Consider the following 16,779-nt stretch of genomic DNA (forward strand, 5'->3'; position numbering starts at 1 on the left):
TGCCAACTCGGCTGGATTGCCGAGGGGATTCAGTGGGCGACGAGGTCGAGATGGACGGCAAGGAGGGCAGGCTGCTCGCCGGCCGGTACCGGCTCGCCGATGTTCTCGGCCGGGGTGGCATGGGCACCGTCTGGCGGGCACGCGACGAGGTCCTTGGCCGTACGGTCGCAGTCAAGGAACTGCGCTTCCCGGGCGGGGTCGAGGAGGACGAGAAGCGTCGGCTGATCACCCGCACGCTGCGCGAGGCCAAGGCGATCGCCCGGATCCGGAACAACGGCGCGGTGACGGTCTACGACGTGGTCGACGAGGACGACCGGCCGTGGATCGTGATGGAGCTGGTCGAGGGCCGCTCGCTCGCCGAGGTCGTGCGGGACGACGGCCCGCTGACTCCGCGCCGCGCCGCCGAGGTCGGCCTCGCCGTGCTCGACGTGCTGCGCGCCGCGCACGACGCCGGCATCCTGCACCGCGACGTGAAGCCGTCCAACGTCCTGATGTCCGACGACGGCCGGGTGGTGCTGACCGACTTCGGCATCGCCCAGGTCGAGGGCGACCCCTCGGTGACCTCGACCGGCATGCTCGTCGGCGCCCCCTCGTACATCTCCCCGGAGCGCGCCCGCGGCCAGAAGCCGGGCCCGCCGGCCGACCTGTGGTCGCTGGGCGGCCTGCTGTACGCCTGCGTCGAGGGCGTGCCGCCGTACGACAAGGGTTCGGCGATCGCCACGCTCACCGCGGTGATGACCGAGCCGGTCGAGCCGCCCAAGAGCGCCGGCGCGCTGGAAGAGGTCATCTTCGGGCTGCTGGTGAAGGACCCGGAGGCCCGGCTGGACGACGCCGGTGCGCGGTCGATGCTGCTGGACGTCATCCACGCGCCGGAGAAGACCGAGCCGCCGATGGACGCGACGCGGGCGATGGCGCTGCCGACCGTGCCCGGCGAGCGCACGTCCGCCAAGCCGAAGGACGCGCCGAAGCCGAAGGCGGCCCCGAAGCCGAAGGCGGCCAAGAGCAGTGGCCCGGCGCGGCCGGCGCGCAAGCCGAAGGAGAAGAAGCCGGACACCGCGGCCGCCGCGGCGTCCGGGGCCACTGGGTCCGCCGGTGCGTCCGCCGGTGCGTCCGCGAAGGCGCCGGTCCGGCCGGAGCGGAAGCCCGCCGAGGCCACGACCGAGCGGCCGGCCGCGGGCGGCCCGGCGGCGGACCGTCCGTCCGGCGGCCGCCCCGGCTTCGACGGCGAGGCCGCCAAGGAGCGGGTGCGCGCCGCCCTCAAGTCCGTGCGCAACGCCGCCGCGGCGGCCGCGGCCCGGGCGGAGTCCAGACCCGGTGACGGGGACCGCCCGTCCGCCGCGCGTGCGTCGCTGACCGATGTCGTCCCGCGCCGCACCCTGATCGCCGTTGCCGTGGTCGTCGTCCTCGCGGTGCTGGGCACGGTCCTGGCGCTCTCCCTCGGCGGCGACGACACCGGCGCGAAGAGCGGCGGTTCGTCGGGCAAGGGCGGCAAGGGGTCCTCCGCGGCCCGCACCAAGCCCTCGACCGACGCGGCCGACGCGAACGGTGACGACGCGAGCGGCGACGGCGCGAGCAGCGGCGGCTCCGGCCAGCCGGGCCCGGCACCGAGCGCCGACCAGGCCGGCGACAAGGGCGGCGCGGACGGCAACGGCGGTGACGGCGGCGACGGAAAGGGCGGCACGAAGCTGCCGGACGGCTACGCCCAGAAGACCAACGGCACGTTCCACTTCCGGATGGCCATGCCCAAGGGCTTCCGGCAGACCGGTACGGCCGGGCAGGGCTCCGGCGCCATATACAGCGCCTCCGACGACGGATTCCCGCGCGTCCAGGTCGACTACAACGCCAAGCCCGGCGAGGACGCCGCGGCCGCCTGGCGCAGCCTGGAGCCGAGCGTGCGCGGCTCCAGCGACGACTACCACCTCATCGGCATCAAGACGGTGAAGTGGCGGGGCTATCCGACCGTCGCCGACTGGTCGTTCACCCGCACCCAGAACGGCGAGAAGGTGCGGGTCCTCAACCGCGGCTTCCGGGCCGACGACGACCACGGCTACGCCATCATGATCACCTGCAAGGCGGACAGCTGGTCGGGCAAGGAGTGCCAGCAGGTCATCGCCACCGCGTTCAAGACCTTCGCGGTGAAGGACTGAGCGGACCCGGGCCGGTGAGGGGCGCGGACGGACGCATCAACGGGCCGGGCGGGCGCACCGTCCGGCCCGGGCACGTATCGTGAGACATCGAAGACCGTACGCATCCGCATTCGGTGGGAACGCGACCGGAAGTGACCGACGGCGCCCGTGCCGGAGGGTGGCGGAGGCGGGGCGGTAACACAGCACGCGCTGCGGGGAGGCGTCGTGGACGAGTACGCAGGGCGAGTGCTCGCCGAGCGCTACCGCCTGCCCGTGCGCCCCTTCGGCGACGACGACTTCACCGAGTCCCGGGCGTTCGACACGTTCAGCGGGCAGGAGGTGCTGGTCCGTCAGGTGCCGCTGCCCGAGGTCGTGGAGGCCGAGGTCCTCGAAGCGGAGGCGGTGGGCGCGGGCCAGGCCGGTTCCGGCGAGTGGAGCGGCGGCGGCCGCTTCGGCGGCTTCCCGGCCACGGGGGTGGCCGACCGCAGCCCCCGCGATCCCGCCGTACGCCGCGCGCTGCAGGCCGCCACGACCGTGGCGCAATTGCCCGACCACCCCCGGCTGGAGCAGGTCTTCGACGTCTTCGCGCAGGACGGCAGCCTGTGGATCGTCGGCGAACTCCTCACCGCCCGCCCGCTGTCCGCGCTGCTCGCCGAGCGGCCGCTGACCCCGCACCGCGCCGCGGAGATCGGTGCCGACCTGCTCACCGCGCTGCGGATGCTGCACACGGACGGCCGGCCGCACCGCAACATCACCGCCCGCACGGTCCTGGTCTGCGACGACGGCCGGGCCATCCTCACCGGGCTGGCGGCGGGCGCGGCCCAGGAAGCGCTGTGCGGAGACGATGCGCCTGCCGGGGACGACGCCGACGGGGCCGGGCCCCTCACCGGGCTCGCCGCCGAACGGGCGCGGCAGGCACGGCTGACCGTCGTCGGCCCGGTCACCGAACGCTGGGCGCCCGAGCAGGCCGCGCCGGTGGGCGAGGACGCGCCGTTCCCCCGTCCGGGGCCGGCCACCGATCTGTGGGCGGTCGGCGCGCTGTTGTTCCGGAGCGTGCAGGGCCATGCGCCGTTCCCCGAGGACAGCACCGCCGAACTCGCCCGGCTGGTACGGTCCGGGCCGCCCGTGGAGGCGGCCGGCTGCGGGCCGCTGCGCCCGGTCGTCGAGGCCCTGCTGCACCGGGATCCCGCCGAGCGCCCGGACCTCGACGAGGTGCGCCACGCGCTCCGCGCGATGATCCGTACGGCCCCGGAGCCGGAGGCCGAGCGCCGGCTGGTGACGATGCCGGCGCTGGAGCAGGGCGGTGCCCCGCGGTGGCTGCCGATCGTGCGGCGGCGCGGCGAACTCGTCCGCAAGGGGCGGCACAAGAAGGGCCGGCCCGCCGGACGCGCCGGGCAGCCGGGCCCGGCGGCCGCCGCCCCGGCACCGCCCGCCGCGCGCCCTCCGCACCCGCGCCGGATGCCGCCGGCCGAGGAGCAGAGCGTCCCTCCCCCGAGCTCGAAGGAGCAGGGGGGACCCCCATCGCTGCCGGCCCGGCTGCCCCGCCCGCCGAAGCAGCCCAAGCCGCTCCGGCAGCCGAAGCCGTCCCGCGCGGCCCGGCCCGCCAAGCCGCCGCGGCAGACCGCCGCCCCGCACCGGGACGCGTACGAGCCGGACCTGCTGGCCTCCGGTCCGCGGCCGGACCGGCCCCGCCGCGGTGCGCCGCGCAATCTCGGCCGGCTGCTGCTCGGCGCGATCCTGCTGCTCCTCGTCGGCGCGGTCGCCTACGCCATGGCGTTCCTGCCGAAGGCGGGCGAGGACGCCAAGGGCGGGCGGCGCGGCGCGGAACGGACCGCCACCTCCGGTGCGCCACCCGCCGGCAGCCCCGCCCCCACCCCCTCCGGTGGCGAGGACGGCGGTTCGCCGGACCCCGGTGGATCACAGCCCACCGCGCCCACCGACGTCGCCCCCGGCTTCGCGCTGCGCACCGACCCCCGGGGCTTCCAGATCGCGGTCCGCGACGGCTGGCAGCGGCGCGGCGTCACCGCCCAGGGCCAGGTGCGCTATCTCGGCGGCGACTACGAACTGCTCGTCGTGCCCGGCCGGGACACCACCGCCCGGTACGGCGCGGACCCGATGGCCTACCTGCAGAACAAGGAGCCCGAGCTGGCTCCGTACCGCGGTTCCAGCTGGGCGACCGCGGCCGGGCTGCGGCGGATCGACGTCGGCAGGACGGCGATGGCCGAGGGCACGTTCACCTGGCGCGACCGCAGCGGCCGGGAGGTCTACGTCCGCAACCTCGCCATGATCCACAACGGCCGCTACCACCTGGTCCTGGTCATCGGCCCGGACGGCTCCGGGCGCCGCGAGGTCGACCGGCTCTACGAACAGGCGACCAGCTCGTACCGGCCCCGGTGAGGCCGGTCCGGTTCAGCGCCGCCCGGACAGCTCCCGTTCCAGCGGGGTCCGGAAGCGGGGCGTGATCCGGACCGGGCCGACCCAGGCCGCGAGCCGCTCCGCCTCGGCCGTCACGGCGGCGGCCGCCTCGCCGCCGCCGTCCCCGCTCAGCAGCCGCCAGACGATCTCGCCGTCCGGGCGCTGGGCCCAGCCGCCGATGATCCTCCCGTTCCACCACACCGTCGGGCCGATGTTGCCGCTGCGGTCGAAGAGGTGCGGTACGTGGTCCGGGTCGAGGTACCAGTCCCGGGCCTTCCAGCCCATGGCGGTGGGGTCGAGGGCGGGCAGCAGGGCGGCCCAGGGCTCGGGTTCGGGGGCCGGGCCGAGGTCGTCGGGGAGGGCCAGTCCGGTCGTGCCGTCGTCGAGCGTCACCTCGACGGCGTCGGTGGCGGCCACTGCCCGGCGGGTGTCGGTGAGCGTCCAGCCCGTCCACCACTTGAGGTCCTCGACGGTCGCCGGCCCGTAGGCGGCGAGCCAGCGGCGGGCGAGCGCGGCGCGGGCCTCGGCGGCCGGTGGCGCGGCCAGCTCGGCGAACGCGGTGCCCGGCGTCCAGCGGAAGGAACTGCTGGTCCAGCCGCCGCGCGGGCGGCCGCGCCGGACCCGGCCCTCGGCGGCCAGTACCCGCAGCAGCCGGCTGGAGACGGCGACGGTGGCCTCGTACGGCTTGCCCGGTGAGACCACGACGCTCTCGCGCAGCGCGGGCACGTCCTCGGTGAGTTCGGCCGCGGTCGCGGTGCCCCGGGCGGCCAGCGCGGCCAGCGTCTTCTCCTCCACCGCGGCCAGCCGCCGCTCGTCCCAGCCGACGCCCTTGGCGAGCCACCCGACCAGGCCGGCGCGCTCCTTGGCGGCGATCGCCCGCCCGGTGGAGGAGGAAGCGACCGGTGCGAGGTCGGCGCCGACCGCGAACAGGGTGCGCCGCATGGCCAGCAGCCGGACCAGGGTGTGGTCGTCGTAGAGCGCCCGCTCGACCTCGGCGGGGTCCGGCACGGCGAGCCGGGCGCAGGCCGCCAGGTGCACGGTCGCCGCGTCGGTGGCGTGCAGCGCGACGAGCGCGTCGGCGACCTCCTCGGGACGGGCGGCGCGGCACGCGGGGGCGAGCAGATGCCGCCGTCCGAGGCGGGCCCGGCGACCGGCGGTGTCGATACGGGGGCGGGAGTGACTCATGGGGCGACGGTACGGGAGGTCGCGGACAGCGGCCGTCCTCCTTCACGAACTCACGAACCTCACGGACTCGCGGACTCGCGAACCTCACGGACTCACGAACCTCGCGGACTCACGGGCTCACGGACTCGCGAACCTCACGGGCCCTCACCGGCCGGAACGTGCCGCCGCCGCGCCCCCGAACCGCTCCCGCAGCTCCTGCTTGCGCACCTTGCGCAGCGTCGCCCCGCGCGGCAGTGCGGCCACCACCTCCAGCTGCTCCGGGAGCTTGTACCGGGCCAGTCCCAGACCGAGGAGGTGCCCGCAGACCGCGTCGAGCGTCAACTCCCGTGCCCCCGTTGGCTGTTCGACGACCGCGCAGACCCGTTCGCCGCGCCGGTCGTCCGGCAGTCCGATGACGGCGGCGTCCGCCACGTCCGGGTGCCGGTAGAGCAGCTCCTCGATCTCCTGGGCGGAGACGTTCTCGCCCTTGCGGATGATGATGTCCTTGAGGCGGCCGGTGACGACGAGGTGCCCGGTGGGTGTGAGGCGCCCGAGGTCACCGGTGGGCAGGAACCCGTCCGCGTCGAACGGATCGGGCTCGCCCAGATAGCCCCGGCACACCGCCGGGCCGCGCAGCCGTATCTCCCCGGTGCCGGGCGCGATCCGGATCTCCATACCGGCGGGCGGCCGGCCGTCGGTGGTCGCGAGGTTCTCCGGGCTGTCGTACGGGTCGCCCATGGTGACCATGGGCGCCTCGGTCAGCGCGTAGCCGTGGGTGAGCTGACAGCCCAGTTCGGCGACGACCTCGTGGTACAGCGCCGGCGGTTTGGGCGCGCCGCCGCCGGCCAGCAGCCGCAGCGCCGGCAGCAGCTTCCGGCCCGGCGGCAGCCGGCGCTGCTCGGCGAGGAAGAGGGTGTAGAAGGCGGTGGAGCCGCCGGCGAGGGTGACGCCGTGCCGGCGGTAGGCGGCGAGCGACCCGGGCAGCGCGAAGCGCTCCAGCAGGAGCGCCGGGATACCGCACAGCAGGAGCATGACGGTGTAGTCGGGACCCGCGACATGGGCGTACGGGAAGGCCATCGAGCCGACGTCGGACGGGCGGGGCCGCAGCGCCCGGGCCAGGCAGCGGCCGGCCGTGCGCAGGGAGTGGTCGGTGTGCCGGACGCCCTTGGGGCCGGCGGTGGTGCCGGAGGTCCAGTAGATCCAGCGGACCTCGTGGGCGTCGGCGGGCGGCGGCGGCAGGAGTGCCGGGTCGCCGTCCGGCAGCCCGCCGCCGGCCCGGTCGTACGCCTCGATGACGGTGGCCGCGCGGTCCGCGCGGTCGAGCCGGGCCGGCCCGGGCACGAGGAAGAAGGCGGCGCCGGTGCGGCGCAGCACCTGCCCCACCTCGTGGTCGCCGTAGCCCGGGACGACCGGGCTCTGCACCGCGCCGAGCCGGGCCAGCGCCAGGCTGACCAGGACCGTTTCGATGCGGGTCGGCAGCTGCCAGACGACCGTGCAGCCGGGCCGTACGCCGCGCGCGTACAGCCCGGCCGCGACCCGCTCGGCCCGCCGTCGCAGCCCGCCGAAGCTGATCCGCCGCTCGTCCCGGGCCGACTCCGCCCCCTGGATGAGGGCGGCGGCATCCGGACTGCGGGCGGCCCGCCAGCCGACCAGGTCCCAGAGGGTGCCACCGGCCATGTTCCCTCCCACTGCGCAGATCTGACGCTCCGTAAGTCAATGCGCCGAGGTTAGGGACGGACGCCTTGTCGGTCCAGGGGTCCGGGTCTAGCCTGGTTAATCGAATCTGACGAACCGTCAGACATGTGCGGCGGGACCGAGGTGAGGGGACACGATGGACCTCGCGTACACCGAGGAGGAAGAGGACTTCCGCGCCCGGCTGCGCGGCTGGCTCGCGGGCGTCCTCCCCACCCTGCCCGCGCGCCCCGACCCGCTCGACTGGCCGGGGCGCCGCGCCTACGACACCGCCTGGCAGCGGAGGCTCTACGACGCGGGATACGCCGACGTCCACTGGGAGGCCGCCCCCACCCTGCGGCTGATCTTCCTGGAGGAGACCGAACGCGCCGGGGCGCCCTACGTGGGCGCGAACTTCGTCGGGCTGCTGCACGCCGGGCCGACCATCGCGGTCGAGGGCACCGAGGCGCAGAAGCGGCGCTGGCTGCCGCCGGTGCTGCGCGGCGAGGAGATCTGGTGCCAGGGCTTCAGCGAACCGGAGGCGGGCTCGGACCTGGCGTCGCTGCGGACCCGCGCGGTGCGCGACGGGGACGCGTACGTGGTGACCGGGACCAAGATCTGGACCTCGCACGCCGAGGTCGCCGACTGGTGCGAACTGCTCGTCCGCACCGACCCCGCCGCCCCCCGGCACCGGGGCATCACCTGGCTCGCGATGCCCATGGACGCCCCCGGCATCACCGTCCGGCCGCTGCGCACCCTCGCCGGCTCGGCGGAGTTCGCCGAGATGTTCCTCGACGAGGTGCGGGTGCCGGCGGACTGCCGGGTCGGCGCGGAGAACGACGGCTGGCGGGTGACGATGGTGACGCTGTCGTTCGAGCGCGGTACCGCCTTCGTCGGCGAGGTGGTGGCCTGCCGGCGGGTGCTGACGGAGGTGGCCCGCCGGGCCCGGGCGAACGGCCGCTGGGACGACGCCGTGCTGCGCCGCAGGCTGGGCCGGCTGAACGCGGAGTTCGCCGCGCTGTGGCGGCTGACCCAGTGGAACGTCAGCGAGGCGCAACTACGGGGCGGCGGGCCCGGGACCGGCGGCTCGGTCTTCAAGCTCCGCTACTCGCACGCCCGTCAGGAGCTGTACGACGCGGCGGCCGAGGTGCTGGGGGTCGGCGCCTGGGACGCGGACGAGGAGTGGACCGCCGACCGGCTCTCGTCCCTCTCGTACACCATCGCGGCCGGTACGTCGCAGGTGCAGCAGAACATCATCGCCGAGCGGATCCTCGGCCTGCCGAAGGGGCGGTGACCGGCCCGGTGCGCTTCCAACTCACCGATGAGCAAAGGGCGTTGAAGAACGCGACGCGGGAGCTGCTGGCGGCCCGGTTCGACCGGGACCGGCTGCGGGCGGCGGTCGGCGATCCGGCCCCGGACCGGGCGCTGTGGCGGGAGCTGGGCGCGGCCGGGTTCTTCGCGCTGCGGCTGCCGGAGGAGGCCGGCGGCGTCGGTCTGGGGCTGCCGGAGGCGGTCCTGGTCTTCGAGGAGGCCGGGCGGGCGCTGCTGCCGGGGCCGCTGGTGGCCTGCCAGCTGCTCGCCGGAGCGGTGGACGGCGTCGCGGACGGCGAGAGGATCGTCGGGCTGTGCGACGGGGACCGGGAGCCGGTGCTGTGGGAACACCCCTGCGCCTGCGACGAGTTGATCTTGCTGGAGGGCGGCGCGCCCGATCTCGCCCACGGCCCCGGGGGCGCGCAGGGGCGCACAGTCGGCGCATACCGGAGCGTGGCCGGCAAGGTGTCCCGCGCCCCCTTCGCCTCCGTCGACCCCCTCACCCCGCTCGCCCGCGTCACCGACCACCCGCGGACGACTCCGCTCAACGGTCCGGACGTGACGCGGCTGCGCCGCGAGGCGGCCCTGCTGACCGCCGCCCAGCAACTGGGCAGTGCGCTCCGTACCGTCGAGATGGCGGTCGGTCACGCCCGCGTGCGCACCCAGTTCGGTGCGCCCATCGGCTCCTTCCAGGCGGTCAAGCATCTGTGCGCGCAGATGCTCGTACGGGCAGAAATCGCCAGAAGTGCCGTATATGCCGCATCGGTGACGGATGAGGCCACCGATGTGGCGGGCGCGAAACTGCTCGCCGACGAGGCCGCGGTACGCAACGCCCGGGACTGCCTGCAGATCCACGGCGGCGCCGGCTTCACCTGGGAGGCCGACGTCCATCTGCACCTCAAACGGGCCTGGTTGCGGGCCGGCTCCTGGGGTACGGCAGGCGAGGCGGAGGAGCTGCTGGCGGCGCAGCTGGTCGGCTGAGGGTGGGCGGGTCCGGAATGCGGGGTGGTGAGCGGTGCGGGGCGATGTCAGACTCTGGCAACTCGTGTGCGAAATGTCGGACTCACCACACAGAAGTGGTCACGGAGGGTCGATATCGGGTTGTGTCCGAGGCGTGACTCGTCACAGGGGGGAGTCGGCGCCCCGCTCGGGTACGCTCCGTTGGGTGCGAGTGGTTCTGTGGCGCAACGAACCCGGTGCCGTCGGAATGACGGCTCCGGCGTACGGACTGCGCGCCGCCCGCCTTGGCCGAGGGCCGGCCAATCCCCCTTGTTCGACTCCCCGCAAAGTGCGTCGCACAGTATGCGGTACGCATACTCCCTTGCGCTGGAATATGCCCGAAGCGCTTGTTGGGGTGACTGAACGTCAACCATGCTGTGCCTCGCTGGGGTCACGCACTGTGACTCCATGGAGGCGCGAGGCGATGTTTCCGCCGGTTCGGATGGTGTGAGCGGTGCAGGTGCTTCAGGTGCAGTTGGACGTACGGCCCGACCCCGCGGAGGTGGGGCGGGCCCGGCGGTGGGCCCGGTCGCGGCTCCTGGGGTCCGGTATAGGGGCGGACGAGCCGCTCGCGGAGACGCTGATCCTGCTGATCTCCGAGCTCGTGACCAACGCCGTGGTGCACACCGGCGCCGCGGCCTCGCTGCGGATGTGCTTCTCCGGGTCCGGCGCCGTCGTGGGCACCGTCCGGGTCGAGGTGACGGACGCCAGCGCCCGTCCGCCGCGCCAGCGGCACGCCGACGGGGACGACACCAACGGGCGCGGCCTGGAACTGGTCGACGGCCTCGCCGACCGCTGGGGCTGGCAGCCGGAAGGCGCCGGAAAGCGGATCTGGTGCGAGGTCGACCGCGGCCGGCCGCTGCTGGTGGCGACCGGGTCCGACCTGGGGGCCTACGAAGCCCAGTGCGCCGTATCGCGCCGGATGTGAGCCGGACGGTGCGCAGCGCACCATCAAGTCCGGGCCAGGTGTTGACGTAACGTGCCCGTTTGATCACGCTGGGACGAGCGATGCGCCGTGAGGGGACGCCGAGGGCGGGACGCGGCCGGGTCTGTGCACCCGGTCCCGGCCTCGACGAGTGCGGATCGCGGCCCGGAGGGGGCCGGGGTGGCGGTCCGCGGTGCCGTGCTCGGGGCGCGCAGGAGCGCACCGCCACCCGGCCGGCCCGTCGCGGGCGCGGAGCGGGTCAGAGGACCGCCACCGGCGCGACCGGGGTGCCCGCGCCGCCGACGAACGGTTCGGCCATCGCGGACAGGAAGAACGCATAGCGTCCCGCCTCCGCGCAGGCCTCCGACAGCTCCTCCAGATTCCAGTTCTGCCCCTGCAGCATGCCCATCTCCACCAGGTGCAGCGCGTGCACCGGCAGCCACAGCCCCTCGATCTCCGGTGGGAAGATCTCGAACGTCAGGGTGTCGTTGGCGACCGCCGCGACATCGCGGGCCCGGAACCACTCCGGGGTGCGCACCGACAGCCCCGGTGACGGGAAGGCGTAGCCCTGCCGGTCGCCGGCGAGGTAGTGCTGCAGCTGCCCGGTCCGTACCAGGACGACGTCCCCGGCCCGGACCCTCGTCCCGGCCAGTTCCTCGGCGGCGTCCAGGTCCTCCGGCGTGACCGCGTGCCCGCCGGGCAGCCGGTCGGTGCCGTGCGCCCGGGCCACGTCCAGCAGCACGCCCCGGGAGGTGATCGGGGTGGCCTTCTCGATGCCGAGGACGGTGGCGCCGCCGTGGGCGGTGACGGAGGCGGCGGGGCGGTCGTTGTAGAGCCGCCCCGAGTGCGAGACGTGGGTGAGGCCGTCCCAGTGGGTCGCCGCCTGGAGGCCCATGGTGACAGCGTCGTCCGAGGTGGCGACCGTGCCCGGCCCGAAGATCTCCTGGTTGATCGCGACCATCGTGTGCAGCGGATTGACCCGGCCCGGGATCATCCCGGTCTGCACCCCGTCCTGCCGCAGCGGCAGCGCGAGCGGCACGCGGCGCCCGCTGCGGACGCAGCCGGCGGCCTCCCGTACCACCTGCTCGGTGATCAGGTTGAGCGTGCCGATCTCGTCGTCCGCGCCCCAGCGCCCCCAGTTGTTGACGCGTCGGGCGATCTCGTGGAACTCCTGCGGCAGCGGCATGGGGCCCTCCGGGGTCTTGTGTTCGGCTCGCGCCTGCCCAAAAATCTAACGGTCCGTCAGAAACTGCGGGAAGGGGCGCGGCATGGGGAACTTCTTGGCCGGCAAGGTGGTCGCCGTCACCGGGGCCGGGCGCGGCATCGGGCGGGCGGTGGCACTGGCCTGCGCACAGGAGGGCGCCAAGGTCGTGGTCAACGACTACGGGGTCGCCATCGACGGCGCCGGGCCGAGCAGCGAGGTCGCCGAGGCGGTGGTGAAGGAGATCGAGGCGGCCGGCGGCACCGCGACCGCGGTCGCCGACGACGTGTCCACGATGGCCGGCGGCCAGCGGATCGTCGACACCGCGCTGGCGCAGTACGGGCGGATCGACGGCGTCGTCTGCGTGGCCGGCATCCTGCGGGAGCGGATGCTCTTCAACATGTCCGAGGAGGAGTGGGACCCGGTGGTCGCCACCCACCTCAAGGGCACCTTCACGGTCTTCCGGGCCGCGGCCGCGGTGATGCGCCGCCAGGGGTCCGGCACGCTGGTGGGCTTCACCAGCGGCAACCACCAGGGCTCGGTCTCCCAGGCCAACTACTCCGCCGCGAAGGGCGGAATCATCTCGCTCGTCCGCAGCGCGGCCCTGGGCCTGCACAAATACGGCGTGACGGCCAACGCGGTCGCCCCGGTCGCCCGCACCCGGATGTCGGCGAACGTCCCCATGGAACTCACGGAGATCGGCGAACCGGAGGACGTGGCCGCCTTCGTCGTCTACCTCCTGAGCGAGCGCGCCCGCGAGGTGACCGGCCAGGTCTACACGGTGGCCGGCCCCAAGATCGCGGTCTGGGCCCAACCGGGGGAGCTGCGCTCCGTACACGCCGACGAGGGCGGCTGGACGCCGGAACGGGTGGCGGAGGTGGTGCCTGGCGCCGTGGGCGTCGACCCGATGCCGTTGCTGGCGCAGGTGTCGGCGATGGCGGCAGCCGCGCGTGGCGCGAAGCGCTGATCCCCCACGTACTTGGCTGTCCCGCCGCGGGTCGTCTCGCCGTTGCGCCTGCGGCGGGCCAGGTGGGTTGTTGGGTGCGGTGACGGGCCTCCGGGGCCGATTGTGTGGACTGCTGACGCTTTACGTCCACACAACCGGCCCCTCCGGCCCGTCCCCTCCCGTGAGAGGGAAAGTGAAGGACGGTGGGGGTGCAGGTAATGCCGACGTGCGCGCAGGCAACGGATTACGCACGCCCCCAACCAGCTTGGAAACTTCCACTCACGGGAGGGGCTGGACCGGAGGACGAAGTCTGGAGGGCCGGCACCGCACCCGACACACAAACGCCCGCCGCCAGGCGCAACGGCGAGACGACCCGCGGCGGGACGGCGAGGTACGTGCGGGGCGCCGCAAAGCGCAACGGCGAGGTGACCCGCGGCGCAGCAGACAGGTACGTACGGGGCGCCGCAAAGCGCAGCGGAACGTGGGAGGGAATGGGATATGCGAGGGGTCATATACGACGGGGAGCAGCCCCGGGTCGTGGACGATTTGGTGGTGCGGGAGCCGGGGCCGGGTGAGGTGTTGGTCGGGGTCCGGGCGGCGGGGCTGTGTCACAGCGATCTGTCGGTGATCGACGGGACGATTCCGTTTCCGGTGCCGGTGGTGCTGGGGCACGAGGGCGCGGGCGTGGTGGAGGCGGTGGGTGCGGGCGTCGGCCATGTGGCGCCCGGTGACCACGTCGCGCTGTCGACGCTGGCCAACTGCGGGGTGTGCGCGGAGTGCGACCGGGGGCGGCCGACGATGTGCCGCAAGGCGATCGGGATGCCCGGGAGGCCGTTCCGGCGGGGCGGGGCGGAGTTGTTCCAGTTCGCGTCGAACTCGGCGTTCGCGGAGCGCACCGTCGTCAAGGCGGTGCAGGCGGTGAAGATCGACGCGGATATTCCGCTGCCGTCGGCCGCGCTGATCGGGTGCGGGGTGCTGACCGGGGTGGGCGCGGTGCTCAACCGCGCGAAGGTCGACCGCGGGGACTCGGTCGTGGTGATCGGGGCGGGCGGGATCGGGCTCAACGTGCTCCAGGGGGCGCGGCTCGCGGGCGCTTCGGTGATCGTGGCGGTGGACGCCAATCCGGCGAAGGAGACCGTGGCGCGGCAGTTCGGGGCCACCCACTTCGTCGACGCCTCGGCCGCGGCGGACGCCGTCAAGGCGGTGAAGGGGATCCTGCCGACCGGTGCCGACCACGCCTTCGAGTGCGTGGGCAGTACGCGGCTGATCCGGCAGGCGATCGACCTGCTGGACCGGCACGGTCAGGCGGTGCTGCTCGGGGTGCCGCCGGCCGGCGCGGAGGCGTCGTTCCCGGTGTCGTCGATGTACCTGGACAAGTCGATCCTCGGCTGCCGGTACGGATCGTCCCGCCCGCAGCGGGACATCGCGCTGTACGCCCGGCTGTACCGCGAAGGGCGGCTGCTGCTGGACGAGTTGGTGACCCGGACGTACCCGGTGGAGGACTTCGCGAAGGCGGCGGACGACGCGCACCACGGGCGGGTGGCGCGGGCGGTGCTGACCTTCGGGTAGCCGGGGCGGTGGCCCGATCCTGATGAACCCTGGCCCCCCGGCCACTCGTTCCGTGACGGGGCGTGGACGAAGCTTCTGGGGTGCCCCAGACGCCCCAGACACCCGAGCTCCGCCCGCCCGCGGCGGAGGACCGTTCATCCGCTCCCGTCGCCGCCGAGGCCGTGCCGAGGCGGCGCCCGCACCGGGCCTGGTCGGTCGCCGCCGTCACCTTCCTCACGATCATCGGAGCGGCCGGTTTCGCGTCCCTTCCCGGCCTGCTCATCGATCCGCTGCACGCCGAGTTCCACTGGTCCCGCGGCACCATCGGCTTCGCGGTGTCGGTGAACCTCGCGCTCTACGGGCTCACCGCGCCGTTCGCCGCCGCCCTGATGGACCGGTTCGGCATCCGGCGGGTGGTCGCGGTCGCCCTGACGGTCATCGCGGTCGGCGCCGGACTGACCGTCTTCATGACGGCCGCCTGGCAACTGGTGCTCTTCTGGGGCGTGTTGGTGGGGCTGGGCAGCGGCTCGATGGCGCTGGCCTTCGCGGCCACGGTCACCGGCCGCTGGTTCACCGCCCGGCGCGGGCTGGTCACCGGCATCCTCACCGCGGCCGGCGCCTCCGGCCAGCTGGTCTTCCTTCCCGTGCTGTCCTGGATCGTCGACCGGCACGACTGGCGGCCGGCCGCGGTGACCGTCGCCCTGGCCGCGCTCGCCGTGGTCCCGCTGGTGTGGCTGCTGCTGCGCGACCACCCGGCGGACGTGGGCCTGGCGCCCTACGGGGCGGACGCGTTCGTGCCCAAGCCGCCGCCGCAGCGGGGCGCGGCCCGGCGCGCGGTGCGGGCGCTGGTCTCGGCGGCCTCCACGGGGCCGTTCTGGCTGCTGGCAGGTACCTTCGCGATCTGCGGCGCCACGACCAACGGCCTGGTCAAGACGCACTTCGTGCCCGCGGCGCACGATCACGGCATGCCGATGACGGCGGCCGCCTCACTGCTCGCGGTGATCGGCGTCTTCGACATCGCCGGAACGATCGCCTCCGGCTGGTTCACCGACCGCTTCAACACCCGCCGGCTGCTGGCCGTCTACTACGGTCTGCGCGGTCTGTCGCTGATGTTCCTGCCGCTGCTGCTCTCCGACACCGTCCACCCGCCGATGGTCTTCTTCATCGTCTTCTACGGCCTGGACTGGGTGGCGACGGTCCCGCCGACCATCGCGCTGTGCCGTGAGCACTACGGCGAGGACGGCGCGATCGTCTTCGGCTGGGTGCTCGCCGCCCACCAGGTGGGCGCCGCCCTGATCGCCTTCCTGGGCGGCCTGGCCCGCGACGCCTTCGGCACGTACAACCCGGTCTGGTACGCCTCGGGCGCGCTGTGCGCACTGGCGGCCCTGATGGCCCTGGTCATCCGCGAGCGGCGCACGGGGGCGGTCCAGGGGCGGCCGGCGCCCGCGTGAGCCGCCCCCGGTGGCGGGGCGCCCGGCCGGCCGGTGCATGATCCCCGTGAGACGGGCGACGGGGGGCGGGGATGACAGCGGGAGCCGGGACGGGGTCGGCCGCCGGGCAGATCCGCGACGTCTGGAGCGGGCGGGCCGTTCTGGTGTCGATGGCGGCGCTGCTGGCAGAGGCGATGTGCGTGACGGTCGGGGTGGTGCTGTACGGCTTCACCCAGGAGGGGCCGGTCGGCAATGTGTTCCTGGCCGCCTTCGTGCTCCCGGTCGCGCTGGTGCTCGGCGCGCTGCCCGGCCTGGTGCTGACGGTCACCCTGGTGCTGCCCACGCTGATGCTGGGGCGCCTGGCGGCCCGTTGGGGCGGGTGGCAGGGGCGCGCGGCATGGTGGTGCACGGCGGCTGCCGCCCCCTTCGCGGTAGCGGGCGCGATGCTCGTCCACGGGGTGTGCAGCGCGCTCCTCACCGGCTCCGTGGGGCCGCCCCTGGTCTACCTGGTGTGCTGGCCGGCGCTCACCGCGGCCGTCGTGCCGGCCGCCCTGCTGGCCGCGGTCGCCGCCCGGGGCACCGGGACCCGGCGCACCGTGCGGCTGACCGTCACGGTCGCGAGCGGCGGCTTCCTGGCCGCCCTCGCGATGGGTGTCCTGGGCGTGGGCGCGCTCGCCACCGGGCTGTTGCCGGCGTACGAGCCCCCGAAGCTGGACCGGGCCCGGCTCGTCGGGGTCTGGCGGGACGGCAGCGGCGGAACGCTGGAGCTGCGCTCGGACGGCACGGCGGCGGCCCGGGGGCTGAGCAAGCCGGGCGACCGCTGCGGCGGCGTCGGCAGATGGGCGCTGGACCGCTTCACCGCGGACGAGCGGCTGGAGGTGGAGGTGGACGGCGACTGCCGGGGGCAGTGGTTCATGGGCGGTACGGAGAAGCGCCCGACGCTCTACTACTTCCTGGGCGACCCGGACGAGTGGCACCGGCACGTACTGACCCGGCAGGTCGGCCGGTCCTGATCGGCGGCGCCGTCGGGCGGCATGCCCGGC

At 74.5% G+C, this 16,779-nt stretch carries 12 protein-coding genes; 9 read left to right on the forward strand and 3 right to left on the reverse strand.

Annotated features, from left to right (window positions below; genetic code table 11):
• Positions 1-32: 32 nt before the first annotated feature.
• Together V2J85_RS26830 and V2J85_RS26835 are read left to right on the forward strand one after the other, a co-directional pair.
• Positions 33-2,147, forward strand: a complete 2,115-nt coding sequence (locus V2J85_RS26830; RefSeq protein ID WP_330822996.1) for a serine/threonine-protein kinase — start codon at positions 33-35, stop codon at positions 2,145-2,147.
• A 204-nt stretch (positions 2,148-2,351) separates the two neighbouring features.
• Positions 2,352-4,523: a protein kinase gene (locus V2J85_RS26835; protein ID WP_330822997.1), complete on the forward strand. Its 2,172-nt coding sequence runs from the start codon at positions 2,352-2,354 to the stop codon at positions 4,521-4,523.
• Positions 4,524-4,535: 12 nt separating this feature from the next.
• On the opposite strand, the gene V2J85_RS26840 is transcribed toward V2J85_RS26835, so the two are convergent.
• On the reverse strand, positions 4,536-5,726 hold the full coding sequence (locus V2J85_RS26840) for a winged helix DNA-binding domain-containing protein (protein ID WP_261950830.1): 1,191 nt from the start codon (positions 5,724-5,726) through the stop codon (positions 4,536-4,538).
• A 144-nt stretch (positions 5,727-5,870) separates the two neighbouring features.
• Positions 5,871-7,382: a class I adenylate-forming enzyme family protein gene (locus V2J85_RS26845; protein WP_330822998.1), complete on the reverse strand. Its 1,512-nt coding sequence runs from the start codon at positions 7,380-7,382 to the stop codon at positions 5,871-5,873.
• A 154-nt stretch (positions 7,383-7,536) separates the two neighbouring features.
• Here V2J85_RS26845 and V2J85_RS26850 point away from each other — a divergent pair, with 154 nt between their 5' ends.
• The 3 genes from V2J85_RS26850 to V2J85_RS26860 all read left to right on the forward strand — a co-directional run bounded on the left by V2J85_RS26850 (position 7,537) and on the right by V2J85_RS26860 (position 10,614).
• Positions 7,537-8,670: an acyl-CoA dehydrogenase family protein gene (locus V2J85_RS26850; RefSeq protein ID WP_330822999.1), complete on the forward strand. Its 1,134-nt coding sequence runs from the start codon at positions 7,537-7,539 to the stop codon at positions 8,668-8,670.
• 8 nt (positions 8,671-8,678) lie between these two features.
• Positions 8,679-9,668: an acyl-CoA dehydrogenase family protein gene (locus V2J85_RS26855; protein ID WP_330823016.1), complete on the forward strand. Its 990-nt coding sequence runs from the start codon at positions 8,679-8,681 to the stop codon at positions 9,666-9,668.
• Between the two features lie 472 nt (positions 9,669-10,140).
• Positions 10,141-10,614, forward strand: coding sequence for an ATP-binding protein (locus V2J85_RS26860; protein ID WP_261950833.1), 474 nt, complete (start codon positions 10,141-10,143; stop codon positions 10,612-10,614).
• Between the two features lie 256 nt (positions 10,615-10,870).
• Here V2J85_RS26860 and V2J85_RS26865 read toward each other — a convergent pair whose 3' ends face one another.
• A complete protein-coding gene (locus V2J85_RS26865) occupies positions 10,871-11,797 on the reverse strand; it encodes a cyclase family protein (RefSeq protein ID WP_261950834.1) in 927 nt (308 codons plus the stop codon).
• Between the two features lie 82 nt (positions 11,798-11,879).
• Here V2J85_RS26865 and V2J85_RS26870 point away from each other — a divergent pair, with 82 nt between their 5' ends.
• From V2J85_RS26870 to V2J85_RS26885, 4 genes are all read left to right on the forward strand, one after another.
• Positions 11,880-12,779 carry an SDR family oxidoreductase gene (locus V2J85_RS26870; RefSeq protein ID WP_261950835.1) on the forward strand — a complete coding sequence of 300 codons (900 nt, stop codon included), beginning with the start codon at positions 11,880-11,882 and terminating at the stop codon, positions 12,777-12,779.
• Positions 12,780-13,256: 477 nt separating this feature from the next.
• Positions 13,257-14,327 (forward strand): Zn-dependent alcohol dehydrogenase, encoded by a 1,071-nt coding sequence (locus tag V2J85_RS26875; RefSeq protein WP_261950836.1) that lies wholly within the window; start codon positions 13,257-13,259, stop codon positions 14,325-14,327.
• 80 nt (positions 14,328-14,407) lie between these two features.
• Positions 14,408-15,757, forward strand: a complete 1,350-nt coding sequence (locus V2J85_RS26880) for an MFS transporter (RefSeq protein ID WP_410011128.1) — start codon at positions 14,408-14,410, stop codon at positions 15,755-15,757.
• Positions 15,758-15,828: 71 nt separating this feature from the next.
• Positions 15,829-16,749, forward strand: a complete 921-nt coding sequence (locus tag V2J85_RS26885; protein WP_330823000.1) for a hypothetical protein — start codon at positions 15,829-15,831, stop codon at positions 16,747-16,749.
• The last annotated feature ends 30 nt before the right edge of the window (positions 16,750-16,779 follow it).

Origin of the sequence: Streptomyces bugieae (assembly GCF_036352915.1) — a bacterium.
Taxonomy (GTDB): domain Bacteria; phylum Actinomycetota; class Actinomycetes; order Streptomycetales; family Streptomycetaceae; genus Streptomyces; species Streptomyces endophytica.

Coding starts and splice junctions, on each gene's coding strand:
- V2J85_RS26840 (WP_261950830.1), bottom strand. CDS start 5,726: ATGAGTCACTCCCGCCCCCGTATCGACACCGCCGGTCGCCGGGCCCGC.
- V2J85_RS26845 (WP_330822998.1), bottom strand. CDS start 7,382: ATGGCCGGTGGCACCCTCTGGGACCTGGTCGGCTGGCGGGCCGCCCGC.
- V2J85_RS26850 (WP_330822999.1), top strand. CDS start 7,537: ATGGACCTCGCGTACACCGAGGAGGAAGAGGACTTCCGCGCCCGGCTG.
- V2J85_RS26865 (WP_261950834.1), bottom strand. CDS start 11,797: ATGCCGCTGCCGCAGGAGTTCCACGAGATCGCCCGACGCGTCAACAAC.
- V2J85_RS26870 (WP_261950835.1), top strand. CDS start 11,880: ATGGGGAACTTCTTGGCCGGCAAGGTGGTCGCCGTCACCGGGGCCGGG.
- V2J85_RS26875 (WP_261950836.1), top strand. CDS start 13,257: ATGCGAGGGGTCATATACGACGGGGAGCAGCCCCGGGTCGTGGACGAT.
- V2J85_RS26885 (WP_330823000.1), top strand. CDS start 15,829: ATGACAGCGGGAGCCGGGACGGGGTCGGCCGCCGGGCAGATCCGCGAC.